General features: G+C 56.6%; 22 protein-coding genes. 15 read left to right on the top strand and 7 right to left on the bottom strand.

The window, feature by feature from the left end; translation table 11 throughout:
* Nucleotides 1-9 precede the first annotated feature (9 nt).
* The 11 genes from A9Q02_RS00675 (at nucleotide 10) to A9Q02_RS00625 (ending at nucleotide 8,526) form a co-directional block, all read left to right on the top strand.
* The gene (locus A9Q02_RS00675; protein ID WP_097650413.1) at nucleotides 10-894 is read left to right on the top strand and encodes a hypothetical protein; all 885 of its coding nucleotides are present in this window, start codon (nucleotides 10-12) and stop codon (nucleotides 892-894) included.
* Nucleotides 895-935: 41 nt separating this feature from the next.
* Nucleotides 936-1,799, top strand: a complete 864-nt coding sequence (locus A9Q02_RS00670; protein ID WP_141508628.1) for a hypothetical protein — start codon at nucleotides 936-938, stop codon at nucleotides 1,797-1,799.
* Between the two features lie 105 nt (nucleotides 1,800-1,904).
* Nucleotides 1,905-2,651: an esterase/lipase family protein gene (locus tag A9Q02_RS00665; protein WP_245860147.1), complete on the top strand. Its 747-nt coding sequence runs from the start codon at nucleotides 1,905-1,907 to the stop codon at nucleotides 2,649-2,651.
* A gap of 64 nt (nucleotides 2,652-2,715) precedes the next feature.
* Complete coding sequence (locus tag A9Q02_RS00660) at nucleotides 2,716-3,219, top strand: hypothetical protein (RefSeq protein ID WP_097650411.1); 504 nt, start codon at nucleotides 2,716-2,718, stop codon at nucleotides 3,217-3,219.
* Nucleotides 3,220-3,232: 13 nt separating this feature from the next.
* Nucleotides 3,233-4,300: a bacteriochlorophyllide d C-20 methyltransferase BchU gene (gene bchU, locus A9Q02_RS00655; protein ID WP_097650410.1), complete on the top strand. Its 1,068-nt coding sequence runs from the start codon at nucleotides 3,233-3,235 to the stop codon at nucleotides 4,298-4,300.
* Nucleotides 4,301-4,345: 45 nt separating this feature from the next.
* Complete coding sequence (gene bchG / locus A9Q02_RS00650) at nucleotides 4,346-5,266, top strand: (bacterio)chlorophyll synthase (protein WP_097650409.1); 921 nt, start codon at nucleotides 4,346-4,348, stop codon at nucleotides 5,264-5,266.
* Between the two features lie 99 nt (nucleotides 5,267-5,365).
* Nucleotides 5,366-5,680, top strand: coding sequence for a hypothetical protein (locus tag A9Q02_RS00645; protein ID WP_097650453.1), 315 nt, complete (start codon nucleotides 5,366-5,368; stop codon nucleotides 5,678-5,680).
* Between the two features lie 32 nt (nucleotides 5,681-5,712).
* Nucleotides 5,713-6,165, top strand: a complete 453-nt coding sequence (locus A9Q02_RS00640; protein ID WP_097650408.1) for a hypothetical protein — start codon at nucleotides 5,713-5,715, stop codon at nucleotides 6,163-6,165.
* A gap of 222 nt (nucleotides 6,166-6,387) precedes the next feature.
* Nucleotides 6,388-7,566 carry an NAD(P)/FAD-dependent oxidoreductase gene (locus A9Q02_RS00635; protein WP_097650452.1) on the top strand — a complete coding sequence of 393 codons (1,179 nt, stop codon included), beginning with the start codon at nucleotides 6,388-6,390 and terminating at the stop codon, nucleotides 7,564-7,566.
* Nucleotides 7,567-7,578: 12 nt separating this feature from the next.
* Nucleotides 7,579-8,064 (top strand): SRPBCC family protein, encoded by a 486-nt coding sequence (locus tag A9Q02_RS00630; RefSeq protein WP_097650407.1) that lies wholly within the window; start codon nucleotides 7,579-7,581, stop codon nucleotides 8,062-8,064.
* Nucleotides 8,065-8,250: 186 nt separating this feature from the next.
* A complete protein-coding gene (locus tag A9Q02_RS00625; protein ID WP_097650406.1) occupies nucleotides 8,251-8,526 on the top strand; it encodes a hypothetical protein in 276 nt (91 codons plus the stop codon).
* A gap of 56 nt (nucleotides 8,527-8,582) precedes the next feature.
* On the opposite strand, the gene A9Q02_RS00620 is transcribed toward A9Q02_RS00625, so the two are convergent.
* The 6 genes from A9Q02_RS00620 to ftsY all read right to left on the bottom strand — a co-directional run bounded on the left by A9Q02_RS00620 (nucleotide 8,583) and on the right by ftsY (nucleotide 12,538).
* Complete coding sequence (locus tag A9Q02_RS00620; RefSeq protein ID WP_097650405.1) at nucleotides 8,583-9,338, bottom strand: ABC transporter permease; 756 nt, start codon at nucleotides 9,336-9,338, stop codon at nucleotides 8,583-8,585.
* Between the two features lie 11 nt (nucleotides 9,339-9,349).
* Entirely contained in the window at nucleotides 9,350-10,297 is a 948-nt protein-coding gene (locus A9Q02_RS00615; protein ID WP_097650404.1) for an ATP-binding cassette domain-containing protein, read from the bottom strand.
* A gap of 25 nt (nucleotides 10,298-10,322) precedes the next feature.
* The gene (locus A9Q02_RS00610) at nucleotides 10,323-10,829 is read right to left on the bottom strand and encodes a PadR family transcriptional regulator (RefSeq protein ID WP_097650403.1); all 507 of its coding nucleotides are present in this window, start codon (nucleotides 10,827-10,829) and stop codon (nucleotides 10,323-10,325) included.
* A gap of 101 nt (nucleotides 10,830-10,930) precedes the next feature.
* Entirely contained in the window at nucleotides 10,931-11,359 is a 429-nt protein-coding gene (locus A9Q02_RS00605) for a hypothetical protein (RefSeq protein WP_245860143.1), read from the bottom strand.
* Nucleotides 11,352-11,555, bottom strand: a complete 204-nt coding sequence (locus A9Q02_RS00600; RefSeq protein ID WP_097650402.1) for a hypothetical protein — start codon at nucleotides 11,553-11,555, stop codon at nucleotides 11,352-11,354. Before A9Q02_RS00600 ends, A9Q02_RS00605 begins: the two co-directional genes overlap by 8 nt.
* Nucleotides 11,556-11,566: 11 nt before the next feature.
* A complete protein-coding gene (gene ftsY / locus A9Q02_RS00595) occupies nucleotides 11,567-12,538 on the bottom strand; it encodes a signal recognition particle-docking protein FtsY (RefSeq protein WP_097650401.1) in 972 nt (323 codons plus the stop codon).
* 199 nt (nucleotides 12,539-12,737) lie between these two features.
* On the opposite strand from ftsY, the gene A9Q02_RS00590 reads away from it, so the two are divergent.
* The 4 genes from A9Q02_RS00590 (at nucleotide 12,738) to chrA (ending at nucleotide 18,033) form a co-directional block, all read left to right on the top strand.
* Nucleotides 12,738-13,658, top strand: a complete 921-nt coding sequence (locus A9Q02_RS00590; RefSeq protein ID WP_097650400.1) for an isoaspartyl peptidase/L-asparaginase family protein — start codon at nucleotides 12,738-12,740, stop codon at nucleotides 13,656-13,658.
* A 134-nt stretch (nucleotides 13,659-13,792) separates the two neighbouring features.
* The gene (gene glgP, locus A9Q02_RS00585) at nucleotides 13,793-15,934 is read left to right on the top strand and encodes an alpha-glucan family phosphorylase (RefSeq protein ID WP_097650399.1); all 2,142 of its coding nucleotides are present in this window, start codon (nucleotides 13,793-13,795) and stop codon (nucleotides 15,932-15,934) included.
* Between the two features lie 82 nt (nucleotides 15,935-16,016).
* Nucleotides 16,017-16,868 (top strand): endonuclease III domain-containing protein, encoded by an 852-nt coding sequence (locus tag A9Q02_RS00580; protein ID WP_245860140.1) that lies wholly within the window; start codon nucleotides 16,017-16,019, stop codon nucleotides 16,866-16,868.
* Nucleotides 16,819-18,033, top strand: a complete 1,215-nt coding sequence (gene chrA, locus A9Q02_RS00575; protein WP_097650397.1) for a chromate efflux transporter — start codon at nucleotides 16,819-16,821, stop codon at nucleotides 18,031-18,033. The genes A9Q02_RS00580 and chrA overlap by 50 nt, the downstream gene beginning before the upstream one ends.
* A 2-nt stretch (nucleotides 18,034-18,035) precedes the next feature.
* On the opposite strand, the gene A9Q02_RS00570 is transcribed toward chrA, so the two are convergent.
* A complete protein-coding gene (locus A9Q02_RS00570; RefSeq protein WP_097650396.1) occupies nucleotides 18,036-21,686 on the bottom strand; it encodes an ATP-binding protein in 3,651 nt (1,216 codons plus the stop codon).
* Nucleotides 21,687-21,799 lie beyond the last annotated feature (113 nt).

Here is a 21,799-nt window from a genome sequence, read left to right as displayed (position 1 = left end):
GGAAGTCATATGCAGCTACTGCTTCGAGCAAATGGTCAGCAAGCCGTGATCACTATGGAGCAAGCCGGCGATCAGGTGTTGATGGTGGGCGAGTACCGCTATCGGCCTGCGCAGATGGCTCGCAAGGTGCGACGCCTTGCCGGTGCTATGTGGGGTGCTGATCTGGCAAGTGATATTCTCAATGAGAGACTTACCTTTGAGGCGCTTGATAGCGGCAAGCCAGGTGGACCCTGGACAGATAGTGGCAGTTTTTCGCCGCGCAGTGGTTCGTTTGTGAGCCTCGGTCGCTGGGATGAAGATGGTACGGTTGGCATTGCACTTCACGAACTGGCTCACGAGATGCACCTCCGTCGCGGTGGGTATGATGCTTCTGATGGGGTTGTCCGCGAGGCTGTGTCGCTGATGGCCGAGCGCGAAGCTGGCCTTGAGCGGACATTTGAGCGTGAACCATACTATACGGCAAGCAATCTGATCAGCCAGCTTGCCGCTCTCAACGCTTTTAGCCGTCAGCCGTTTCATAAGCGCTGGGATGAGCTTATGGAACTGACGAGTGATACGGGGTTGTCGGATCTGGTCAATTTTTACCTTGATAAGAGCGAGCGCTTTGGTCTTGAACGCTGGTTGAAGCGTTTTACGGAAGACCTTGATTTGCGCGATGCTATCCTCGGGAAATTGGCTGCGACGACATTGCGCTATAGCCTCGAATTGCGCCGCAAGCTGGTTGGTAATCTGGTACGCTGCGGCCCTCAGGTGCAGCCTGATCAACTCGCGTACGTGCTTGACTCGATCATCACGCTTGACCGACGCTACCCTGGTGATGACCTTGGTCGAATTATTGATTTCTGCTTCGCCCCCCATATGCAACCGAAACGGCGGCTCCTGGCGCTGGGGTAATGTGCGCGGAACACCGCGCTTATGATTGAGAGGACAGGCATATGTCCAGTTCAAATTCGTACAGCTGGATGCCGGAGTGGTTACGCAAGTTCTTGAACCTTGATAGCGAGCCAACAAGCTATGGTTCGGCAAGTAGCGTGAGCACACAGTCCAGTTATTCGCCACCTGCTCGTCAGTCGTTCGGCTATACGCCACCTCAAGCGACCTATACGCCGTCTAACCAGACGACCTATACGCCGCCCCAGGCGACCTATACGCCGTCTACTCAGACGGCCTATACGCCGCCTTCTTCAGGCGAGGCGTCAACGGCTGACAATGCAGAGACACCACCGCGTTTTGCGATCGAAGGCTCGTGGAAGCCGAACACGCCACCCCCGCCGGCCCCACGTACCAATGGCAGCGGCAATGGCAATGGTTCCTCGTACAATCTCGAAGGCTATGTTCAACCGATTGGCTATGGCGTGCGTACCTATCTACGAGGGTCGTTGCCACCTCAGGGGCTTGAGCAGTTTACCCGTGAATTTCGGGCGACCCTGACGGATGTCTGGAATTTCTATAGCTATTGGACACGCTTCCAGACGGATGAACTGGTGCGTATTGGTCGTGAAGCGGTTGATACCGTGATTGACAATCTGCCTGGTGATAGTGCGGCCAGCAGTGCGCCGACGGTGCGCCGTATCAAGGTCAATATGGCCAATGGTAATGGGCAAAACAAAGTTTCGGTAGCCCCCGAGGCAAAAGCTGCCCCCGAGGCAAAAGCTGCCCCCGAGGCAAAAGCTGCCCCCGAGGCAAAAGCTGCCCCTGAGGCAAGTGGTGGCCAACCGCCACCTGCTGCTGACAAGTCAGTTGATGCATCGAGCAGTGCCTCGCCAAGTGGATCTGACAAGAACAAAAAGCGACGATAAGCTCGCTTGAAAGAACAGAAATGGGCGCTGTGCAATGCAATTGGGGGCCACAGGCCCCCACTCTACCGTATAGTCTTTGTGTTGCATAGCTTGAGGAGAGAGGGTATGCATAGACCAATTGTTATTGTAGGCGGGTGGCTTTCATCGCCAGGGGACTATCTGGGGTTTGCCCGGATTCTCGCTCAACCGCCTTACAATCGCATTGTCTATATTACTGATTTTGGACGAACCCAGTGGGCATCGTTGCGTGACCCTGATTTTACGCCGATCCTGAATGTTGTGGCCCGTACGGTTGAACTGGCGTTGCACGAGACAGGTGCCGAGCAGATTGACCTGATTGGCCACAGTGCTGGTGGTCGGGTTGCGCGGGCGTATCTTGGCGACCAGCCGTACCATGGGGTGGTCTACAATGGTCAACGCCACGTAGCGACTTTGACGACGTTGGGAACCGCCCACACGACCTATGAAGTCTGGGTTCAAGAGTTTGCTGGAATGGTCAATGGCCGCTATCCGGGGGCTTACTATCCACATATTCGTTATACCTCGGTGGTTGGGCAGAGTGTGCAAGGCAAACGTCTCGGGACACCCGAAGAGATTCTTGCCTTCCGCTCGTATGAAGTCTCGTTCGGCGATGGTAACCAGCTTGGTGATGGCATTATTCCTACCCATGCCTGTTATCTCGAAGGAGCCGACAACCTGGTGCTTGAAGGTGTGCGCCACGCACCCTACAATGCCCCACGGACATGGTATGGCGCACGCGATGTCGTGTTGGCTTGGTGGGAAGGCAGTAGTCTTGATGAGACAATGCCTCGTAGCCAGTCAGCACGGCTGAGCGGTCTTGCGCACGGGTAGGGTCGCAAGAACTGGTCAAAAATATTGACCAGGACTTGCTCGTTTTGTACTATAATACAATTGCATGTTCAAAAGGCTAAGTGACCGACAAATTCTGTATGCAATGGCCCTGGTCAGTGGTATCTCACTCGTATGTTATACCGCCGTACTCCGGCTCTGTCGACTTGAAGCACAGGAGCATCAAGCCGAGCGCGCCGCACAACGTACACGATTAGCGAATATCGCACACGTGCTTGACTGGGTGATGAACGCGATGGTTGCTATCGTGGGAATTGGAAGGCTCTTTCGCGAAGAGAATTTTGGAGGGCAGCATCAGCCCCGGTGGCTGAAGATCTATTTTATGATTACCGGCCCACTACCAACCATTGGCATGGTTGGCGCGATGATCACGGGTCATCGTTGGGGGCCACAACTTGGGAGTGATCCCAGGCGGCGATACATCCATCGGGCGTTTGCCTGGGTTGGCTATATCAGTTGGTGGCTCAGCTATATTCCTATCTTTGCCCAGCCACTGCTCAACCGCATTAGTGAAGAGCGGGTCGAAAGTTCGAGACCGTTAAGTGAGTAGAAAGACCACAGACATGACCAGTGCGGAGGCACAGTTTCGTTGTTTTCCGAATTGTCGCTGCATGAGCGATGATGCTGAACTCTACTGTTCTATGGAACGGGCCTATGAGATGGTCTTCAAAGGCACCGTAGACTTCTTCGTGATCAAAGCGGCGTATGATCTTGATTTGTTCGAGGCTATGGCGAGTGGACCTCAGGAGGTTGAGACGCTGGCAAAAGCAACGGGCAGCGTCCCGATGCGTCTTGAGCGCTTGTTGATCACCATGGAACAGATTGGCCTGACGCACCTGCACGAAGGTGTCTGGGCGCTTACCCCCTTTGCCGAGCAGTTCTTTACGACCCCCGAGCAACATCGCAATATGACGATGCTGCCCTTTGTCAGCTATATGACTGACTTGATCCAGACCTACTATTCCAGTCTGGCTGATGTGACCCGTGGCAAGATGGACTTTACCAGTCATGTGCCTCATCCGCCTCGTACCCGCGAAGATAGTATCTTTTATGAAACAATCCATCGCAGCAATATCCACTTTGTGCAGAAATTCCTGCGTGATCATGCGGAACTGCATGGAGTTCAAGCGTTGACTGATGTTGGCGGTGGCATTGGTGATATTGCGTCTTCGTTGTGTGAGAAACACCCAGAGTTGCAGGTAACCCTGATCAATTTGCCGAGTGCGCTTGATCTGGTGCGTGAGAATGCAAAGGAGCGTGGGTTTGAGGGGCGGATCAAACCAATTGCGATCGACATGTATCGCGATCCCTATCCCAAAGCTGATGCGGTGCTTTTTGCACGAATTCTCTACCCGATGAATCGGCAATTCTGCACCATGTTGCTCCAAAAGGCCTATGAAGCCCTGGAACCGGGTGGGCGTGTGCTCGTCCTTGATATGATTATCAGTGATCGCAGCAAACCGAATTATGACTATCTCACGCATTATCTCTGTGGGATTGGTATGAACTTCTCGGTACTCGAATTCAAAGATCACGCCATCTATCCCGAATTGTTGCGGGAGATCGGGTTTGATCAGGTGACGTTCGCCGAAGGCTATGATCATGTGCTCTATCAGGCGGTGAAAGTCTGATCGCGTACGCGTATCGTGTGCAAGCGACCATATCTGAGTGTTAAAATGCTCTCTACTTCTGAAAAACAGGTGCCACTCGGCAAAAAGATCAAGGCTCATATTGATCTGGCTGATCCGGTGACGTGGATCTCGCCTTCGATTGTTACGATCTGTGGTGCCCTGGCATCCGGACCATTGATTGGTTTTCAGTGGACAAATCCGCAACACTGGGCGCTTGTCATGCTGGGGGCGTTGATGACTGGGCCGCTCGGGACGGGATTTAGCCAGAGCATCAATGATTACTATGATCGTCACCTGGATGCCATTAATGATCCTGAACGTCCCATTCCAGCTGGGCTTGTCACGCTCAATGAGGCTCGCCTGAACTGGATGTTTTTGGCAACAGCGACGCTGCTTGTCTCGTTTGTCTTTCAAAATCTCTGGATCGTCTTGCTGGCCCTGGGTGGGTTGGTTTTGTCGGTCGTTTATAGTATGCCGCCAATCAAACTCAAAAAACATTTCTGGCTTGGCCCGCCTGCGGTCGGGTTGGGCTATGTGAGTATGAGTTGGCTGGCAGGACATCTTATTTTTGCCCCGCTCACCTGGGAGAGTGTGGTTGTGGCGTGGATCAACGGCGCACTCGCCGCAGGTTTGCTCTTTCTCAACGACATTAAGAGCGTTGAGGGCGATCGGCAGCATGGGCTGCAATCGCTAGCGGTGGCAATTGGGGTGCATAAAACGTTACTGGTCGCCTATGTGACAATTAATCTGTCGCAGGCGCTGCTGATGGTTCTGGCGATTGTGTGGGGTTACTATGCGATCGCCGTGTTTATTGGATTGTCAATCGTTGTCCCGATTTATAATCAAATTAAACTCTATCAGGATCCATCGCAGAAGAACTATGTGCGGTATTTGCTTGCGAGCAATCCGTTCGTAGCGATTATCCAGTTCTTGTCGGGCTTTATGGTCGGCGGCTACTTTCGGTGATTGCAGATGGCAGTTGCTGCTCGGTGGAAGATGGACTGATGAATGGTGTCAGAGGCTTCCATCGCATCTGTAATCGGTAAGAGCACAAGGGAGGAAAACATGTCGGAAACCACAGGTGAAGTGAGAGTGCGTAGTGTCCGCCCACAGCGGAATGACAGCGCGATGGAGTCGGCAGTTGAGTTTGGTGGCGGGATCGTGCGGTTCGGCTTTTCGCTCGTCACGCTGCCGTTTGCCTTGCTCCCCAGCGAGAGCCGACAGCATATGCGCAATGCCTCCAAGGAGTTGATGTACGCGTTCGCCAGCCTGCCTAAAGATTTTGCTGATATCGCAGGTGAGGCTATTGAGGAGTGGGCCGCTCAGGGTGAGGATGCTCCGGCCAAGCAAGCGCCGAAGGATGAACTCGTTGCTGGGTAAGCGGTCTGAAGACGATAGAAGGAGTGACGCATATGAGCGAACAAACAAGCGTAGCCCGCACAGAACGTGATGGTGTGTTCGAGATGGGCGCGGCATTCGTAGGAGGTGCAGCTCGCATCGGGCTGACGATCGCTTCGGCACCGCTGGTGCTCTTGCCCCGTGGCTCACGCCGCCGGGTTCGTCGGGCGATGGTTGAAGTGGCCCGTGCGGTCGTTGTGCTCCCCAAAGAACTGGCGAATGTCTCGGAGCGGGTGGTGGATGACATTTTCACCGGCCCGGCTCCGACGCTCAATTTGCCGAATTTGCCAAGCCCTGACCGGATCGGTGAGCGTGCCCGTGCGTTTACCGAGCGTCTGGCGAAGGCTGCTGATGAGTTTGGCTCCAGTGTCGGTCGTGCGGCGAACCGTGCTGCCGATGGTGTCGAGCGCACGGCAGCGAAGGTGGATGAGTGGGTTGAAAAACCCCCGACGACGCCCTCGGCCTAAGATGACGATGGTCGTTCCCCTGAGGTGATGCTGTTTGCTTGCCTTGTTGAACAAGCAGCATCACTTCGCGCAGTGAGGATCGAGCCTCGCTGCGCGGTTGGGGCTAGATGACAATGGGCCTGGATTGGGGGCGGCTGGTCAGCCGCCCTTGTTGTCGTCATGAGCGTCACGAAGGCTGCGAATCCGTGCATTGATTTTTCAAAATCATGGTATGCTATTGGTATGCAAATCATCATTCTAGGTGCCGGTTATGCCGGTTTACGAACCGCGCTCGATCTTGATCAGATGCTCCGTGAGCGTGGACGCGACGACAAGGTTGTTCTGGTTGATCAGTTTTCGTACCATCAGATAGTACAAATTCTGCATCTTACCGCTACCGATAGGTCGCCTCAAGAAAAGGCGATCTATGAGCTCACTCCATTGTTGCGCAAGACGAGCGTTGAGTTCGTGCAGGGCCATGTCAAGCTCGTCGTGCCTGATCAGCGTGAGGTGCAGTTTGATGATGGACGAGTCTTGACGTATGATCGACTAGTCCTTGCGCTGGGGGCCGAGACTGATTTTCGTGATGTGCCCGGGGCGCGTGAGCATACGTTTCCCTTGCGTACCTATCAGCACGCAGTGCGCCTTCGTGACCATCTGATTGCTCAGTTCGAGGCGGCCGCTCGTACGAATGATCCGGTGGAGCAGCGGATCTTGATGACGACGGCTGTGGTAGGTGGTGGATATACCGGGTGCCAATTTTCGGGTGAACTCGCTGGCTGGGTGAGTGAGCTTTGTCAACGAACAGGGGCACCACGCGGGCATGCGCGCATTGCGCTGCTGCACCGTAATCCTCGTTTGCTCGAGCATTTTGAGCGTTCTTCCTCGCTTGAGGCTGCGCGAGTGCTCGATCAGTTGGGGGTAAGCATTTACCTTGATACCAGTGTGACCAGTGTTGAGCCGCATTTGTTGCGGGTCAATGATGGGCGTATCTTGCGTGCAGCCACCCTGGTCTGGGCTGGGGGCATTCGTGCCCCGGCGCTCCTCGCGAATTCGGGGTTTGTTGTTGATGAAATTGGGCGGGTTCTGGTTGATCGGTATATGCGGGTTCACGACCAGGCGCTAGTCTTTGCTATGGGCGATTGTGCCGCGATTCCCGATGGCTCGGGTAGCGTGGTACCGTCTACGGCGAGTTATGCAATGCGCCAGGGTGAGCATATGGCCGAGTCTTTGCTTGCCGAGGTGATGGGACGAGCCCCCCGTTCATATGAGCCGCTCAAACTTGGTGAATTGGTCTCGTTGGGTCCCAAAGATGCTGTTGGTAGCCCCCTCGGTCTTCCCGCCAGAGGCTACCCGCTTATTCTGCTCAAAAAAGGAATTGAGCAGTATTACCGTGCGTCGATTGAGAGTCCGTCGTTGTGAGGAGTTTTGTCTATGATTGTGCAAGAAGAGTGGGTCTCGATTACAACAACACCAGATGTTGTTGAACGCCATTTGACCGAGCCAGCCTTGATGGCGCAGTGGCGCTCACCGCTGGTGCAACTTCAACCTATTGAGGGTGACTTGATGAGTCTCGGCAGTGTCCACAAGATGCGCCTGGTCTCGCTGGGGTTGGCAGGATCTGATTATACGGTGGTCGAACGTGACCGCGAACATATCTTGATGAAGATCAATGGCCTCTGGGAAGGTCAGGAGTTGTGGCGCTGGTTTGCCGATGGCTCGCGGGTGGTGGTGCAGAACCGGGTTGAATATGAAGTGGCAAACGAGGGCCTGCGGGTGTTTGTGTTGGGTCTCGGACGCTTCGTGGCGGATTTGGATATGCGAGTACAACTCTTCCGCCTCCGTGAATTGATCGAAGGGCCGGCCTCTGGGCGTTCGTCAGATGGTCGTGGCCCTCAACGGATTGTGGTTGAGGAATAATGTGTTGCGAGGCGCGCTCGACGGGGCGTTGGCTGAGGCCAGCGCCCCGTTTGTTTTTCCCTGAGGCGTTGGGTAAGGTTGTCTTTCTGTAACAGCTTTTCAACTGTTCTACCACACAAGAACATGCTAGGATAACGGCATATGGTGTGAGCTTGTGAGACGATCCTCGTTAGGAAAGGTAGCGGCATGGCACAGCAGCAGCAGCGCCGTTTTAGTACACGTGATGAAGTCTATTTGAATAGCCCAGGCTTTGAGAGTTTTATGGTAGCCGGGATGGTCTTTGCGGCACTTTTTACGGCCATCTTTATCTATAGCATCAAAGCCCATAGCGAGTGGATGGTCTGGCCTGGTATTGCCATTGCTGGCGCAGTCTGCCTTGGAACGCTCAAGTTCCTGCAACGTCGCGAATATCAGCGTAAACTGGCTGAGCTTGAGACTGAACAGGAGCAGTTGCAGGGCTAGACGCACAAACTGCCAGCAAAGCTGGCAGTTTGTGCGTCTAGGCTTTGAAGCTTGGGTTAGCCGCGGATGGTGCGCTGGAACATCGAGAGGGCGAGCCAGGTACCGAGGAGGGCAAAGAGCGTGACTACGGCGATGCTGAGGGCCAGCGGCAGGGTTGCGGTCGTGCCAAAGGCAAGGGTGCGGATGGCGTCGATCAGGTAGGTCGTTGGATTGAGCAAGACAATGGCTTGCATCCAACCTGGCAAGACGGCAAGGGGATAGAGCGCGTTCGAGGCAAAGAGCAAGGGCAGGTTGAAGAGAAAGATCATGCCATGGTAGCCGGCAATCGAACGTGAAACTGCCGCAACGGCGAGCGCAATGCCGCTGAAGCCGAGCGCAAAGAGCCCGAGCAGGATCAGCGAGACGAGCCAACCGGCGGGGTTGAACGCCAGACGTGCGCCCATCAAGATCCCAACGAGCAACATGAGCACAGCCTGAAAAAGGGCTTTGGTTGCGGTACTCGTTGCACTGCCGAGCAAGATGCTGAGGCGTGGGATTGGGGCAGCGAGATATTCCTTCAGAATGCCACGCAGCCGTTCGTCGAGCATCACCATACCCCCACCGACCGCCCCGCCGAGCACACTCAGCGCCAGAATGCCCGGGAGGATGTAGGACATATAATCGCGGCCCTCAATTTCGCTGATCAGGCCACGCATGCCCACCCCAAAGAGGACGACCCAGAGCACGGACTGCAAGGCGAGCCCGAGCAATTCCTCGCGGTTGCGGAGGAACTTGACCATGTGCTTGTTCCAGATGACATAGGTTGGGTACATAGTGCGGTCTTTCAATCACGCAGGGCATTGCCCGTATGGTGGAGGAACACGTCGCCAAGCGAAGGCCGGGCGACGGTCACATCATCGATCTGAAAATGACTGGCACCTGCGCTCGTCACGATTTCGGCGAGACGGCGACTGCCACTATCGACATAGACCATCACAAATTCGCCCAGGTTGTCAAGGTCAACCCGGATGACAAACGGGATGTTGTTCAGGTGGGCAACGAACTGATCCCGTTCGCCCTGACCACGGATCCTGACTACATCGGCACCCAGGTTGCTCACGAGTGTAGCGGGCGCATCTTCAACTACCAAGCGCCCCTTGTCAACGATGCCGACCCGTGACGCCAGTGCTTCGGCCTCGTCCATATAGTGGGTTGTGAGCAAGAGGGTCAGATCGCGGGTCTGATTCAGGTCGCGAATATAATTCCAGATGCCAACGCGGTTCTGTGGATCGAGACCCTGGGTTGGTTCATCGAGAAAGAGGATCTCGGGATCGGTCATCAGGCCACGGGCGAGTTCGAGGCGACGCTTCATCCCTCCTGAGTACGTGCGGACACGGCGGTCAATGGCCTCAGTGAGTTGCACCAACTCAACCAGTTCGCTGATGCGACGCTGGCGTACGGCGGCTGGTTGGCGGTAGAGTCGTCCGTGGATATCGAGAACTTCGCGACCGGTGAGATCCTGATCCACCACAATATCTTGAAAGGTCACGCCGATCCGTGTACGTACCTGGTTAGCCGCACGCACAACATCGTGCCCAGCAACAGAGGCAGAGCCAGCCGTTGGGACAATGAGCGTTGTCAACATGTTGATCGTCGTCGTTTTGCCGGCCCCATTTGGCCCAAGCATCGCATAGATGCTGCCGCGGGGCACCGCTAGGTCAATACCAGCCACCGCTGTCAGGTCACCATAGCGCTTGACAAGTCCGTGGGCTTCAATCGCAAATGTTGTCATAGGGTTTGTATCATGCTGGAGCTAGCTAGGAGAGCTGCTCTTCGATCCAATCAAGTTCAGCCGCAACGTGGATCAAATGGTGGCGGATGATGGCAAGATGATCGGCGGGGAGTACCGTCGCAAGGCTTTTGAGTTTCTCCTGATGGGCCAGGATGTTTTGGCGGCGTGTTTCAAGCAAGGTACGCACCTCGGCAGGGGGGAGATGATGGTGAAAGATGAGGCCAATATCATTGGCATAGGTTGGAGGGGTATAGGTGGCAAGATTGGTGCGTAGCAGGGCTTGAAAATGGGTTTCACCAGCGGGAGTAATGCGATACACGCGTCGTTCGGGGCGATTGCCGGTGCGCTCGGTCTCTTCGGTCACATACCCTTCGTGGCGCAGACGCTCGAGCAGATAGTAGGCGGTTGAACGTTTGAGGTCAACACAGAACGCCATCTGCTCGTCAATAAACTCGTTGATCTGATAGCCGTGCATCTCTTGGTGGCGCAGGAGACCGAGGAGCAAAAGCTGGCGTTCACCGTGATCTGGCATTTGTCTAGCCTGCACTGATTGGCTAACCGAAATAGTCAGACTTGAGTATAGCGAAAAAAGATTCCTCTGTCAAATCTCAGATCATTCACAGACGATTGCGCTCACGGTTGCACAAAGATCTGATACGACCCATTGCGGGCCGCAGCGGCATTGACGGTATAGCGCAACTGGCCGCGTTCATTGGTACGGACAGAGCCAGAGCGAGTGACCTGGAGATCGGGGCGGGCGGCGACGGTGAAGACAACCGATCCTTCGGGTTGGAGCAGCGACAGGGCCAGATCGCCCGACTCGACGCCAACGATGACGATCACCTGTAATTCCGTTGCGGGCAGGCCGACATCAAGGATTCGTTCTTGTTGCCCTTCCGCACCCACAAAGGTTGTCAAGAGATTGCCACTGCCATCTTGCAGGTCAATCATCGTTGTTTCACCACTGATCAAAAGGCATCCAGTCAACAAGAGCAGCGCAATAGCCGTGGTGAGCCTGCGCATCCAGGTGAGGTACGACCGGGTTTGGTGTTGTTTAGCCATACGACTCGGGGCGAAAATCAACGTGATAGGTTTCCGCCTCGGGTACCGGCTCAACCTGGAGCGGGCGACGACGGATGATGCGAAGGCTGGTACCGCAACGGGGATTCGCGCAAACGACGAGCGACCCTGGCGTAATATACTTCTGCAGGGCAAGCTTCTGCTTGCAGGTTGGGCATGTGACAAATTCGACGTTCACAGCGATCCCTTTCAGCTAAAGAGCGCATCAACAAACGTCTGAGCATCAAAGAGGGCCAGGTCAGACATCTTTTCGCCGGTACCGAGATAGCGGATCGGTCGTTCGATATCCTGGGCAATGGCGAAAGCGATCCCCCCCTTGGCGGTGCCGTCCATCTTGCTAACGGCCACATCGGTGACCCCGGCAGACTTGAGGAACGCCTTGGCTTGCAAGACCCCATTCTGGCCGGTTGTCGCATCGATCACGAGCAACACCTCGTGGGGGGCCTCGGGGATCTTACGCGCAATAATATTGCGCATCTTTTCAAGTTCTTGCATCAGATTGAACTTGGCTTGCAGGCGGCCTGCGGTATCAATGATAAGCACATCAACTTGCTGTTCGAGCGCCGCATCAATCGCCTTAAAAACAACTGCCGAGGAATCGGCCCCCTGCCCAAGGCTAACGCAGGGCACGCCAGCGCGTTCGGCCCAGGTCTCAAGTTGTTCGGTAGCGGCAGCGCGAAAGGTATCGCCTGCGGCGAGCAGGATGCTCTTGCCAAAGCGAAACTTCATGCGGTGGGCAAGCTTGGCGATCAGCGTGGTCTTGCCGGCCCCATTGACGCCAACGACGAGGATGACAAACGGTGTGGGTGTCGTGGCGGATTGGGGGCGCACCTGATCCTGAAAGACGCGCACCATCTCGGCCTTGAGCATATCGCGGGCCTCACTCGCCTTTTTGGTGCCATAGCGATTGACGCGGTCTTTGGTACGATTGACGAGATACTGGGTTGTTTCGAGGCCAACATCGCCTTGAATCAACGCTTCTTCCAGTTCATCCCAGAGTTCTTCGGTAATCGGATCATCGGTCGCAAAGATCTGCGCGATGCGGCCAAAGATACCCTGACGGGACTTTTCGAGACTCTGTGTAACCTGTTCCTCTTCAACTTGGGCTTCTTCTTCTGTGCGTGGCGCATCTTGTCCGCGCCCAAATAAGCGTTTGAACATAGATTCTGAATTGATCCTTTTGGTAATTTAAGAACAGTCTACCGCAAATTATAGCGCTTTTCAGGGAAGTGTGGGTGGTGAACTTGGAGTCAGAACTTGCCGAGCACGATCCTCTGTGGTACAGTAGGTTACTTTCCTCGTGCAAGCAAACAACGTGGGCTGATCGTTAGCGGATCAGTGTGAGCGAAGGTTGAGATCTATGCCGATTGCAATGATCGTTCATGGCGGTGCCTGGGACATCCCGGATGAGCAGGTGGAGGCACACCTTCATGGGTGCCGTGTCGCGCTGGAAGCGGGCCTGAGGATTCTGCGGGCTGGTGGGACAGCCTTGGAAGCGTGTGAAGCGGCGGTTCGCCTGATGGAAGACGACCCCATTTTTGACGCGGGCACCGGCTCGGTTTTGACCAGTGCAGGCACGGTTGAACTTGATGCAGCCTTGATGGACGGTCGTTCGCTGCGTTATGGAGCGGTGGCTAATCTAAAGCGCATCCGTAATCCGATCACGCTGGCACGTCATGTGCTCGAAGGCCCGGCGACATTTATTGGTGGCGAAGGGGCCGAGCACTTTGCTGCCAGTTGTGGGATGCCTTTTTGTGACAATGCGGAATTGATTGTCGAGCGTGAAGTGGCTCTTTGGCAAGCCTGGAAGGCGAGTCGTCGTCAGGACGAAGAGAGCACCTTGGAGGCACAGCCCGATCCTGCTGTAGTACATGGTCATGATACCGTGGGGGCGATTGCGCTTGATAAGAGTGGCAATCTTGTTGCGGCCAATTCAACTGGTGGCACGCCGTTCAAGCTTCCGGGTCGTATTGGTGATACCCCGATGGTTGGATGTGGTCTGTATGCTGATGCAACGATTGGTGGAGCGGTTTGTACTGGTTGGGGTGAAGGCATTGTCCGTGTGGCGCTGGCCCGTCGTGCAATTGAACAACTTGAGCGTGGTGTACCGCCCCAAACGGCCGCTGAAAGTGCGATGCATACCCTTGCCCGTTATGTTGATGGAGGCCGTGGCGGCTGCATCATCCTGACCCCGAGTGGTCAGATTGGCCTGGCCTGGAATACGCGACGGATGGCGTATGCCTATGCAACCGAGGATACTCCGCTTATTGCGGGGGTCTGATGGATTTTTGCTGTTGATTTGCCTAGACAGATAGACGTACAGCGGCTACAATGGTCAACTGTATTTCCCGCCTGTGGATTGAACGACTACAGCAGGCCGCTTGTAGCCCTGGCAAGCCTGAGTGAGGAGAGCACATGGTTCGGCTGGAACACGAAATTTTGTTTACCCCGATTCCCGAGCGTATCGCCCGTCTGCGCGAACTTGCCTACAACCTCTGGTGGACCTGGCATCCTGAGGCGCAGGATCTCTACCGCCAGATCGATCCTGATCTGTGGGAGCTTGATTACCACAATCCGGTCGATTTCCTGCGTGATGTTCGTCAGCGCAAGCTTGAAGAAGCATCAGCCAATGCTGGCTATCTCAAGCTATATGACGCTGTGATGAAGAGCTTCGATGCCTATGTTGGTGCAAAGAAGACCTGGTTTCGCAAGCACTATGCTGATGTGAAAGATGTGCAGATCGCCTATTTCAGTGCCGAGTTTGGCCTGCACGAGTCGCTGCCTATCTATTCAGGGGGCCTTGGTATTTTGTCAGGCGATCACGTCAAAGAGGCGTCTGACATGGATCTGCCCTTTGTGGCAGTGGGCTTTATCTATCCGCAGGGCTATTTTCGGCAGCGTCTTGACCCGAGTGGCTGGCAATTTGCCGAGTACAACAAGATGAACTTCGCGGATGTGCCTGCGATTCCGGCACTTGACCCCGAGGGGCACGAGGTTGTCATTGAGGTTGAGTTGCCCGGACGCACCATCTATGCGAAGGTCTACAAATTCAAGGTTGGGCGGGTCGAGTTGTTATTGATGGATACGGATATCCACCCGAATAGCCCGCAAGACCGCGAATTGTCGGCACGTTTGTATGGTGGCGACCAAGAGATGCGCATTTCGCAAGAGTTGGTGCTGGGCATTGGTGGGGTGCGTGCGCTGCGCCGTCTCGGGTATAGCCCGACGGTGTGGCATATGAATGAAGGGCACTCGGCCTTCTTGGTGCTGGAACTCTGCCGCGAATTGGTTGTTCAGGGCGTGACGTTTGAAGACGCGATGCAACAGGTGAAGACGCAGTGTGTCTTTACAACCCATACCCCTGTGCCGGCAGGCAATGATGCCTTCCCGTTGCCCTTGATCGAGCGTTTCTTCTGGAGCTACTGGCCACAGTTGAATCTGACGCGTGATGAGTTTATGTCGATTGCGTTGCAAGAGCAGCAGTGGGGGCCGACCTTTGCGATGACGGCGCTGGCGTTGCGGGCTTCCGACTACCACAACGGTGTGAGCAAGCTGCACGGCCATGTCGCCCGCGGGATGTGGCAGTGGCTCTATCCGGGCAAGAGCCGCGATGAGGTGCCGATTACCTCCATTACCAATGGCGTCCATACCTCAACCTGGCTTGCGCCTGAATTGCATGAGTTGTTCAATGCGTACCTTGGGAAGACCTGGGAAGACAATCTGGATGACCCCAAGGTCTGGAAGAAGATCTATCAGATTCCTGATGATGTCCTGTGGAATACGCGTCAGGGGCTGAAGAGCCAGTTGATCACCTTTGCCCGTGGGCGTCTGGCTGCGCATTACAAGCATCTTAACCAAAATGCTCCCGTCTGGCCGGTCCTCGAAGATGGCATTCTAACCCTTGGCTTTGCGCGTCGTTTTGCGACCTACAAGCGTGCCACGCTCATTTTCAAGGATATCGAGCGGCTGAAGTATCTGCTCAACCGACCCGGTAAGCCGATCCAGATTATTTTTGCGGGTAAAGCGCATCCCAAGGATGATCCCGGCAAGCTCTTTATCCAGAATGTCTACCAACTGGCTCAGCAGCCAGGCTTGGCTGGGCGCATTGTTTTCCTGGAAGAGTATGATATGGCGGTCGGGCGGTCAATGACCCAGGGTGTTGATGTCTGGCTGAATAATCCGCGACGACCGTACGAGGCGAGTGGTACGAGCGGGATGAAAGCCAGCCTGAATGGGGCACCGAATTGTTCGATCCTCGATGGCTGGTGGCCCGAGGCGTACAATGGCAAGAATGGCTGGGCTATTGGTGAAGAGCGTGAGTATAGCAATCAGGATGAGCAGGATTGGAATGATGCGCAGTCGCTCTATCACCTGATTGAGCACGAGATTGCCTCGACATTTTACGATGGACGTGATGCCAATGGGGTGCCGACGGCGTGGGTTCAGATCTGCAAAGAAGCGATTGCTACCGTTGCACCTGCCTTTAGTATGCGCCGTATGCTCGCTGATTATGTGCGCGAGTTGTATATGCCTGCGGCAGCATCAGTGACCGAGTAGGCTTGACGTGAGGCCAGCGTGCTCCCTCTGCCAGTAAGCAAAACTGACTGGTGGAGGGAGCATGTTGTTGTCGGGAGATCCTGTGACTTCCCCAACGCTTGAGGCTGTCTATACCCGGCTCCTCGCCCATTTTGGTCGCTTGCATGGGCCGCTGGCGGTGCGCCCCTGGTGGCCGATCTTTGGCGATGATCCCGCTTTCGAGATACTTGTTGGGGCTGTGCTGGTGCAACAGACGCGCTGGGAGACGGTCGAGCAGGTCGTTCAGCGGTTGCTTGCGGCTGATCTGTTGTCGCCCGTTGCCCTGGTGCAGGTGGCAGCGGCTGACCTAGTGCCACTGTTGCGTCCGGTGGCCTTTTATCCGCAGAAGGCGACCGGATTGCGTGCGCTTGCCGAGTATCTTGTGACCAAGTATCAGGGGAGGACGGCGACGCTGTTGGCGCGTCCCTTGGATGCGCTTCGCGCCGAGTTGCTTGCGTTGCCCCGCATTGGTTCCGAGACCTGCGATGTGACGATGCTTTATGGTGGTGGGCATCCGGTCTTTGTGGTTGATGCGTATACGCGGCGACTCTTTGCGCGCGTCGGGCCTGCGCCTCACCAGCATGAACCTGAACGCTGGCATCGTGACCGTTACGAGCAGGTGCGTCAGACGATTGAAGCGACTCTGACTGAGCTCGTGCCCGCCGAGCCGCCGGTGGCGCTCTATGCCGAGTTTCATGCGCAGATCAACGAGGTCTGTGTGCGCTATTGCCTTGCTCGTCCGCGCTGCGACGGGCCTCCCTCGCGCCGAGTCTATAGTCGTCAGGATGGCCGCGAGAGCTACCTTGACCGCGCTGATGGCTGTCCGTTACGGAAGATCTGTCGGTATTATTGCGAGGAGCAGGGCGATGCAACGTCGCGAGCAAGTGTTGACCGCAACCGGGGGAAGCCTGCTTGAAGTTCTGGTGGTCTTTACCCGGCTTGGGTTGACCTCGTTTGGCGGGCCGGTGGCGCATCTGGGCTATTTTCGTGAAGAGCTTGTGCAACGGCGGCGCTGGGTAGACGAGGTAACCTATGCGGATCTGGTGGCGCTCTGTCAATTTTTGCCCGGGCCTGCCAGTAGTCAGGTTGGCATTGCGCTGGGAACGGTACGGGCAGGAGTTTGGGGCGGCCTGATGGCCTGGCTTGGCTTTACGTTGCCCTCAGCTCTGGCTCTGACGGCGTTTGCGCTTGGGTTGGCTGCCCTGGGTACCGGTGGCGACAGTGGTTGGCTCCAGGGCCTCAAAGTGGTTGCCGTTGCGGTGGTAGCCCAGGCCGTCTGGGGGATGGCGAAGAATTTGACGCCCGATCGCCTGCGGGTGACCCTGGCTTTTGCGGCTGCGGTGCTGATTCTGGCCTGGCCAACGGCGCTTAGCCAGGTCGTTGCGATTCTCGTGGGTGGGTTGGTGGGTTGGCGTTTGCTGAACGATGGCTCGGTTGTCAAGACAGAGACGACGACCTTGATCCGTGTCCCGCGGTTGCTTTCACTGCTCAGCATCTTCCTGATGGTGCTTGGCCTGGTTGGGTTGCCGTTGCTGACGGTCGCAACGCAGAGCCAGCCGATTGCGTTGATCGATGCCTTTTTTCGGGCTGGTTCACTTGTCTTCGGTGGCGGACACGTTGTGTTACCCCTGCTTGAAGCGTATGTGGTTGCCCCAGGATGGGTGAGCGCCGAACAGTTTATGGCAGGTTATGGGGCGGCTCAGGCGGTACCGGGGCCGCTCTTTACCTTTGCAGCGTATCTTGGTGCGATCAGCAGCGTTCCGCCAAATGGTGTGTTAGGGGCGGCGATGGCTCTAGTTGCCATCTTTTTACCCTCCTTTTTCCTGGTCTGGGCGGCTTTGCCCCTGTGGGCGCGGCTGCGTTCGGCGGCACCTGCGCAGGCAACCTTGCGCGGGGTGAATGCGGCAGTGGTCGGGATTTTGCTCGCTGCCCTGTATGATCCGGTGATTACCAGTGCGATCCGCGGGCCACTTGAGGTTGCGGTGGCGCTGGTTGCCTTTGCCGCGCTGCAATTCTGGCGGGTTGCGCCGTGGATTGTGGTGATTGGGGCTGCACTGATCGGGGCAGTCGTGCTGCGGTAGCCCTAACGTCGAACACCACGGGTAGCCACCGATGCGCCACGACGGCGGAGTTCGAGGAGATCGCGGCTGACGGTGGCGGTGCTGACCTGTAGCATCCGTGCGAGGTCGGCCAGCGTCGGTGCAGCCTCTTGCTCGCTCGCCTGGATAAGCAGGTCGTGCAGGTTCCGTTGACGTACCGTGCGGTTGTGCCGTTCATCGGTAGTGTCGGGGAGTGACCAGACAAGGCGGACTTCTTCCCAGGGATGCAAGGGCCGCCCGGTTGGGGCATATTTGCCGGGGAGGGTCATCAGGGCTGTCTGCGCCTGTTGACGTGCGACTGCGCGTGCGAGGCGCTTGGCAAAGGGTGTTGTCGGCATCCCTGCGGCGAGGTCAGGGGGGAGCGTTGCGGCCTGGGTGCAGAGTTGTTCCCAGGCTGTCTGGTAGAAGCGGGCGGCTTCACCGGTCTCGCCAAGCAATTCGGCGGTCAGCCCCAGGTAATAGCGTGGATCGACCAGGGTCTGCACGCGCGCCTCAAGTGCTGCTGTGCTTGCGGCCAGGTGAGCGTGCGCCTGGGCAAAATGCCCCTGGCGGGCAGCCGCGAGCGCGGCGATGGCGGTGATTAGGGCCTGATAGAAGCGTACTCCCATGTGCCTATAGATACGTTCGGCATGGGCCACTGAAGCCTCAGCCAGGGCAAAATCGCCGACTTCCAGGCCGATCAAGGCTTGCCAGAGCTCGATTTCGCCGGCGACACGACGATCATCGCCGGTACGATTGCTTGCGCGGGCGATCGCTAGATGATCACGGGCACAGGCAAACTCCTGAGTTGCCAGCGCAAGCATAGCCTGGCGGCAATGGGTCAACGCCGCATTGCCCCCGCGCTCGTGCCAGAGGGCTATGGCCTGGCTCAGCAAGCTCTTGGCGCGGTCGAACGCCCCAACGAGGATCATCAATTCGGCTAGATTCTCGAGGTCAGGTGGGTCAACGGCAGCATTGCGGGCGCAACTAGCGATCACCTGTTCGTACCCACAAATGGCCTCGGCCAACTTGCCTTCAGCCTGATCCAGTGCGGCCAGGTTGGCACTCGCCACCAACCCGGGCATGACCAACCCGTGCGTGTCACAAAAGGCTTTGACCTGGTTGTAGCCGACGCGTGCAGTCCCAAAATCACCGGCGAAATGGTGATAGACAGCGAGATTGCCGAGAGCGGCAACTTCATCTTCGATTGAGCCGCACGCCGCAGCCAGATCACGTGCGATCTTCAGATGGGCGATGCCTTCGTGCAACATCTCGAGGCGCTGGGCCACTTTGCCATATTGAAAATGCAGCCGCACCAGTTGCTCTGGGGTGGCGTCGTTGCTCAACTGGTCAAGGGCTGTACGGATTTTTGTGAGAGCAGCCTGGTTCGCGCCAAGGGTGAGCAGATATTCTATCTCGGCAAGGGTCAATTGCAGCCGGAACGGCCCTCGTGCTGGCAGATAGCCGTTGAGGGTTGCGATCACCGCCGCTTGTTCTTCGGCCTGTTCAGGTGGATGCCAGTTCCAGACCTGGAGTTGTTCAAAGAGCAGTTCGATATGGTACTCGGTATGAAGGGCCGACGTCAGATTACTCTGCGCCAGTGCGTCGAGCGCGTGTTTGATCAGGCGGAGGGCGACACGATAATCGCCGCGTCGCCGCGCCTCTTTGCTGGCGGTGATGAGCAGCGGTAGTGCTGCTTCCCACGATTCTGCGGCAAGGGCGTGCAAGGCGCGGCGCAAGGGCGACGGACGAATATGTTTGTCGGGTAAGGCCAGCAGACGGTCATGATAGGTGCGTCGTGATGTTGCGTCGAGCCGCTCGCGGGCAGCCTGGGCGATCAGGGCATGCGCATATGTGTAGCCCGAGGGACACTGGCGGACGATATGGCGCTGAACCATGCGTTGGGCCTGTTCGATGATGCTTGGCGCAGACCAGTCGGTCAGTTGTACCAGCGCTTCAACGCTCAGCGGTTCATGCTGCAGGGCCATCAAGGTGAGCAAGGTGAGCTCGCGTTCAGTGAGGCTATCGAGCCTGAGGCCGACGGTATGGGCAAGATCCGGCACTGGCTCGAGCTCGAACAGGCCCCCGTCAAGCATCCAGCGCCCATCACGCTCACGGCGAAGCAACCCATCTTCGAGCAACCAAGTCACCACCTCGCGCAGAAAGAGCGGGTGGCCTCCGGTGAAAGATACGATCTGTTCTACGGCGGCATCTGTCCACGGTCCCAGGGTCTCTTCAAGCAGCATGCGACACGCTGCCCCATTCAGGGAGGCAAGCTCGAGGCAACGTCCTGTGGCAAGCGTACCGAGGCGTTGCAAGGCTGCCCAGCGCCCGCCTTCTTCGCGTGCTGATGGACGGTAACTCACGATCAGCATCAACGGGCACCTGGTCTGCATGGTGGCGAGCCGCGACAACAGGGCCAGATCCGCCTCGCTCGCCTCGTGCATGCCATCCAGGATGAGGAGGAGCGGTGTATGGCTGGTTAAACCTTCGAGCAGGCGCACGATGGTTGCGTAATATGACTCAGCGGAGAGTTCAGCGTGACGTGTGCTTTGGGAAGCGAGTCTGCACGCATCGTCAGGAGGAAAGAGCGCTATTACATGGTGATACCAGGCTGCTGGGAGGATGGCGGCCAGGTGTTCGTAGTGCAATGGGGTGAGTAATGATGCCAGGGCTTGTTCGAGGGTGCTACGGGTGGGATCGGTGGTTGCCCGTGCGACCTGCCAATTACGCCAGTGGGCATCACCAGCCACATAGTCAAGCAGGTAACTCTTGCCTATGCCGGCCATCCCTTCGAGCAAAATCAGCGTTGCGTGAGAACTGGCTTGGTCCATCCAATTCAAGATGTGCCGACGTTCATCGTCACGCCCCACAAGCGGTAACGTGGTCGGGAGCGTGGTTGGGGTTGGCCGTAGTGCTGGAGTGGTCTGGCGGATGAGGTACCGATAGGCCTGTTCGGTCTCGGGCCGTGGGGTAAAGCCAAATTCACGCTGGAGATGCTGGCACCATTGTTCATACTGCCTGATCGCCTCGCTGCGCGACCCGAGGGCTTCAAAGACATGCAGCAAACTGACCTCGGCGACCTCGCGCAGGGGATCGAGTTGCAGCAACCGTAAGAGCAGATCCCGTGCTGACGTGAGTTGGCCTGCCTGGAGATCAACGGAAGCACACTGCTCTAAGCGGTTGAGTAAGCGTAAATGCAGCGTTTCGCGGGCAGGCAAGACCCATTCGTGATCGAGTTCAGGACAGAAGATCGGTTCGGGGCAGGCGAGCAGCAAGGAGCGCTCGACTTGATCGACAGGTTGGCGTAACAGGTGCTCGAAAGCGAGAAGATCACAATCATCTTGTGGTGCAAGGGTTAGCGCAAGGGTTGTGGGGGTTGTTTGCAGCCGTGCCGCAGGCAACAGGCGGCGTAACAGGTAGATCGTATCAGAGAGGCGGCGTCGGGCCACAAGATCTGGCAAATCAGGATCAAGTTGCCCCACCAGATAGCTACGGTCAACCGCCCGACCGTGGTGCAGCAAGAGATAGGCGAGCAGGGCGTGGGCGCGTGAACGAGGTGGTAGGGCAAGCGTCGTTGCCCCGAGCATGACGCGAAATGGCCCAAGCATCCAGAGTGAGAGTGGGGATGAAGATGTGTCATCGTGTGGCTGCATGTGTCTTGCCCATGCATGTTATATATGTACATGCAAGCCTTATTATACCATGTTGCAGCCAGAACGAGAGCCATACGAGAGTGAAGTTCTATAATGAACCCGTACGCAATCTA

Origin of the sequence: Candidatus Chloroploca asiatica, assembly GCF_002532075.1 — a bacterium.
GTDB classification, from domain to species: Bacteria; Chloroflexota; Chloroflexia; order Chloroflexales; family Chloroflexaceae; genus Chloroploca; species Chloroploca asiatica.
Note: the sequence above shows the minus strand (reverse complement) of the source record. Positions and strands in the feature narration are given on the sequence as shown.

What these genes read in the sequence shown, in the direction of transcription:
- bchU (WP_097650410.1), top strand. Translation starts at nt 3,233, where the DNA reads ATGACCAGTGCGGAGGCACAGTTTCGTTGTTTTCCGAATTGTCGCTGC.
- bchG (WP_097650409.1), top strand. Translation starts at nt 4,346, where the DNA reads ATGCTCTCTACTTCTGAAAAACAGGTGCCACTCGGCAAAAAGATCAAG.
- A9Q02_RS00665 (WP_245860147.1), top strand. Translation starts at nt 1,905, where the DNA reads ATGCATAGACCAATTGTTATTGTAGGCGGGTGGCTTTCATCGCCAGGG.
- A9Q02_RS00570 (WP_097650396.1), bottom strand. Translation starts at nt 21,686, where the DNA reads ATGCAGCCACACGATGACACATCTTCATCCCCACTCTCACTCTGGATG.
- A9Q02_RS00635 (WP_097650452.1), top strand. Translation starts at nt 6,388, where the DNA reads ATGCAAATCATCATTCTAGGTGCCGGTTATGCCGGTTTACGAACCGCG.
- A9Q02_RS00660 (WP_097650411.1), top strand. Translation starts at nt 2,716, where the DNA reads ATGTTCAAAAGGCTAAGTGACCGACAAATTCTGTATGCAATGGCCCTG.
- A9Q02_RS00590 (WP_097650400.1), top strand. Translation starts at nt 12,738, where the DNA reads ATGCCGATTGCAATGATCGTTCATGGCGGTGCCTGGGACATCCCGGAT.
- A9Q02_RS00630 (WP_097650407.1), top strand. Translation starts at nt 7,579, where the DNA reads ATGATTGTGCAAGAAGAGTGGGTCTCGATTACAACAACACCAGATGTT.
- A9Q02_RS00675 (WP_097650413.1), top strand. Translation starts at nt 10, where the DNA reads ATGCAGCTACTGCTTCGAGCAAATGGTCAGCAAGCCGTGATCACTATG.
- glgP (WP_097650399.1), top strand. Translation starts at nt 13,793, where the DNA reads ATGGTTCGGCTGGAACACGAAATTTTGTTTACCCCGATTCCCGAGCGT.
- A9Q02_RS00640 (WP_097650408.1), top strand. Translation starts at nt 5,713, where the DNA reads ATGAGCGAACAAACAAGCGTAGCCCGCACAGAACGTGATGGTGTGTTC.
- A9Q02_RS00645 (WP_097650453.1), top strand. Translation starts at nt 5,366, where the DNA reads ATGTCGGAAACCACAGGTGAAGTGAGAGTGCGTAGTGTCCGCCCACAG.
- A9Q02_RS00625 (WP_097650406.1), top strand. Translation starts at nt 8,251, where the DNA reads ATGGCACAGCAGCAGCAGCGCCGTTTTAGTACACGTGATGAAGTCTAT.
- A9Q02_RS00615 (WP_097650404.1), bottom strand. Translation starts at nt 10,297, where the DNA reads ATGACAACATTTGCGATTGAAGCCCACGGACTTGTCAAGCGCTATGGT.
- A9Q02_RS00670 (WP_141508628.1), top strand. Translation starts at nt 936, where the DNA reads ATGTCCAGTTCAAATTCGTACAGCTGGATGCCGGAGTGGTTACGCAAG.
- ftsY (WP_097650401.1), bottom strand. Translation starts at nt 12,538, where the DNA reads ATGTTCAAACGCTTATTTGGGCGCGGACAAGATGCGCCACGCACAGAA.
- A9Q02_RS00605 (WP_245860143.1), bottom strand. Translation starts at nt 11,359, where the DNA reads ATGGCTAAACAACACCAAACCCGGTCGTACCTCACCTGGATGCGCAGG.
- A9Q02_RS00620 (WP_097650405.1), bottom strand. Translation starts at nt 9,338, where the DNA reads ATGTACCCAACCTATGTCATCTGGAACAAGCACATGGTCAAGTTCCTC.
- chrA (WP_097650397.1), top strand. Translation starts at nt 16,819, where the DNA reads ATGCAACGTCGCGAGCAAGTGTTGACCGCAACCGGGGGAAGCCTGCTT.
- A9Q02_RS00610 (WP_097650403.1), bottom strand. Translation starts at nt 10,829, where the DNA reads ATGCCAGATCACGGTGAACGCCAGCTTTTGCTCCTCGGTCTCCTGCGC.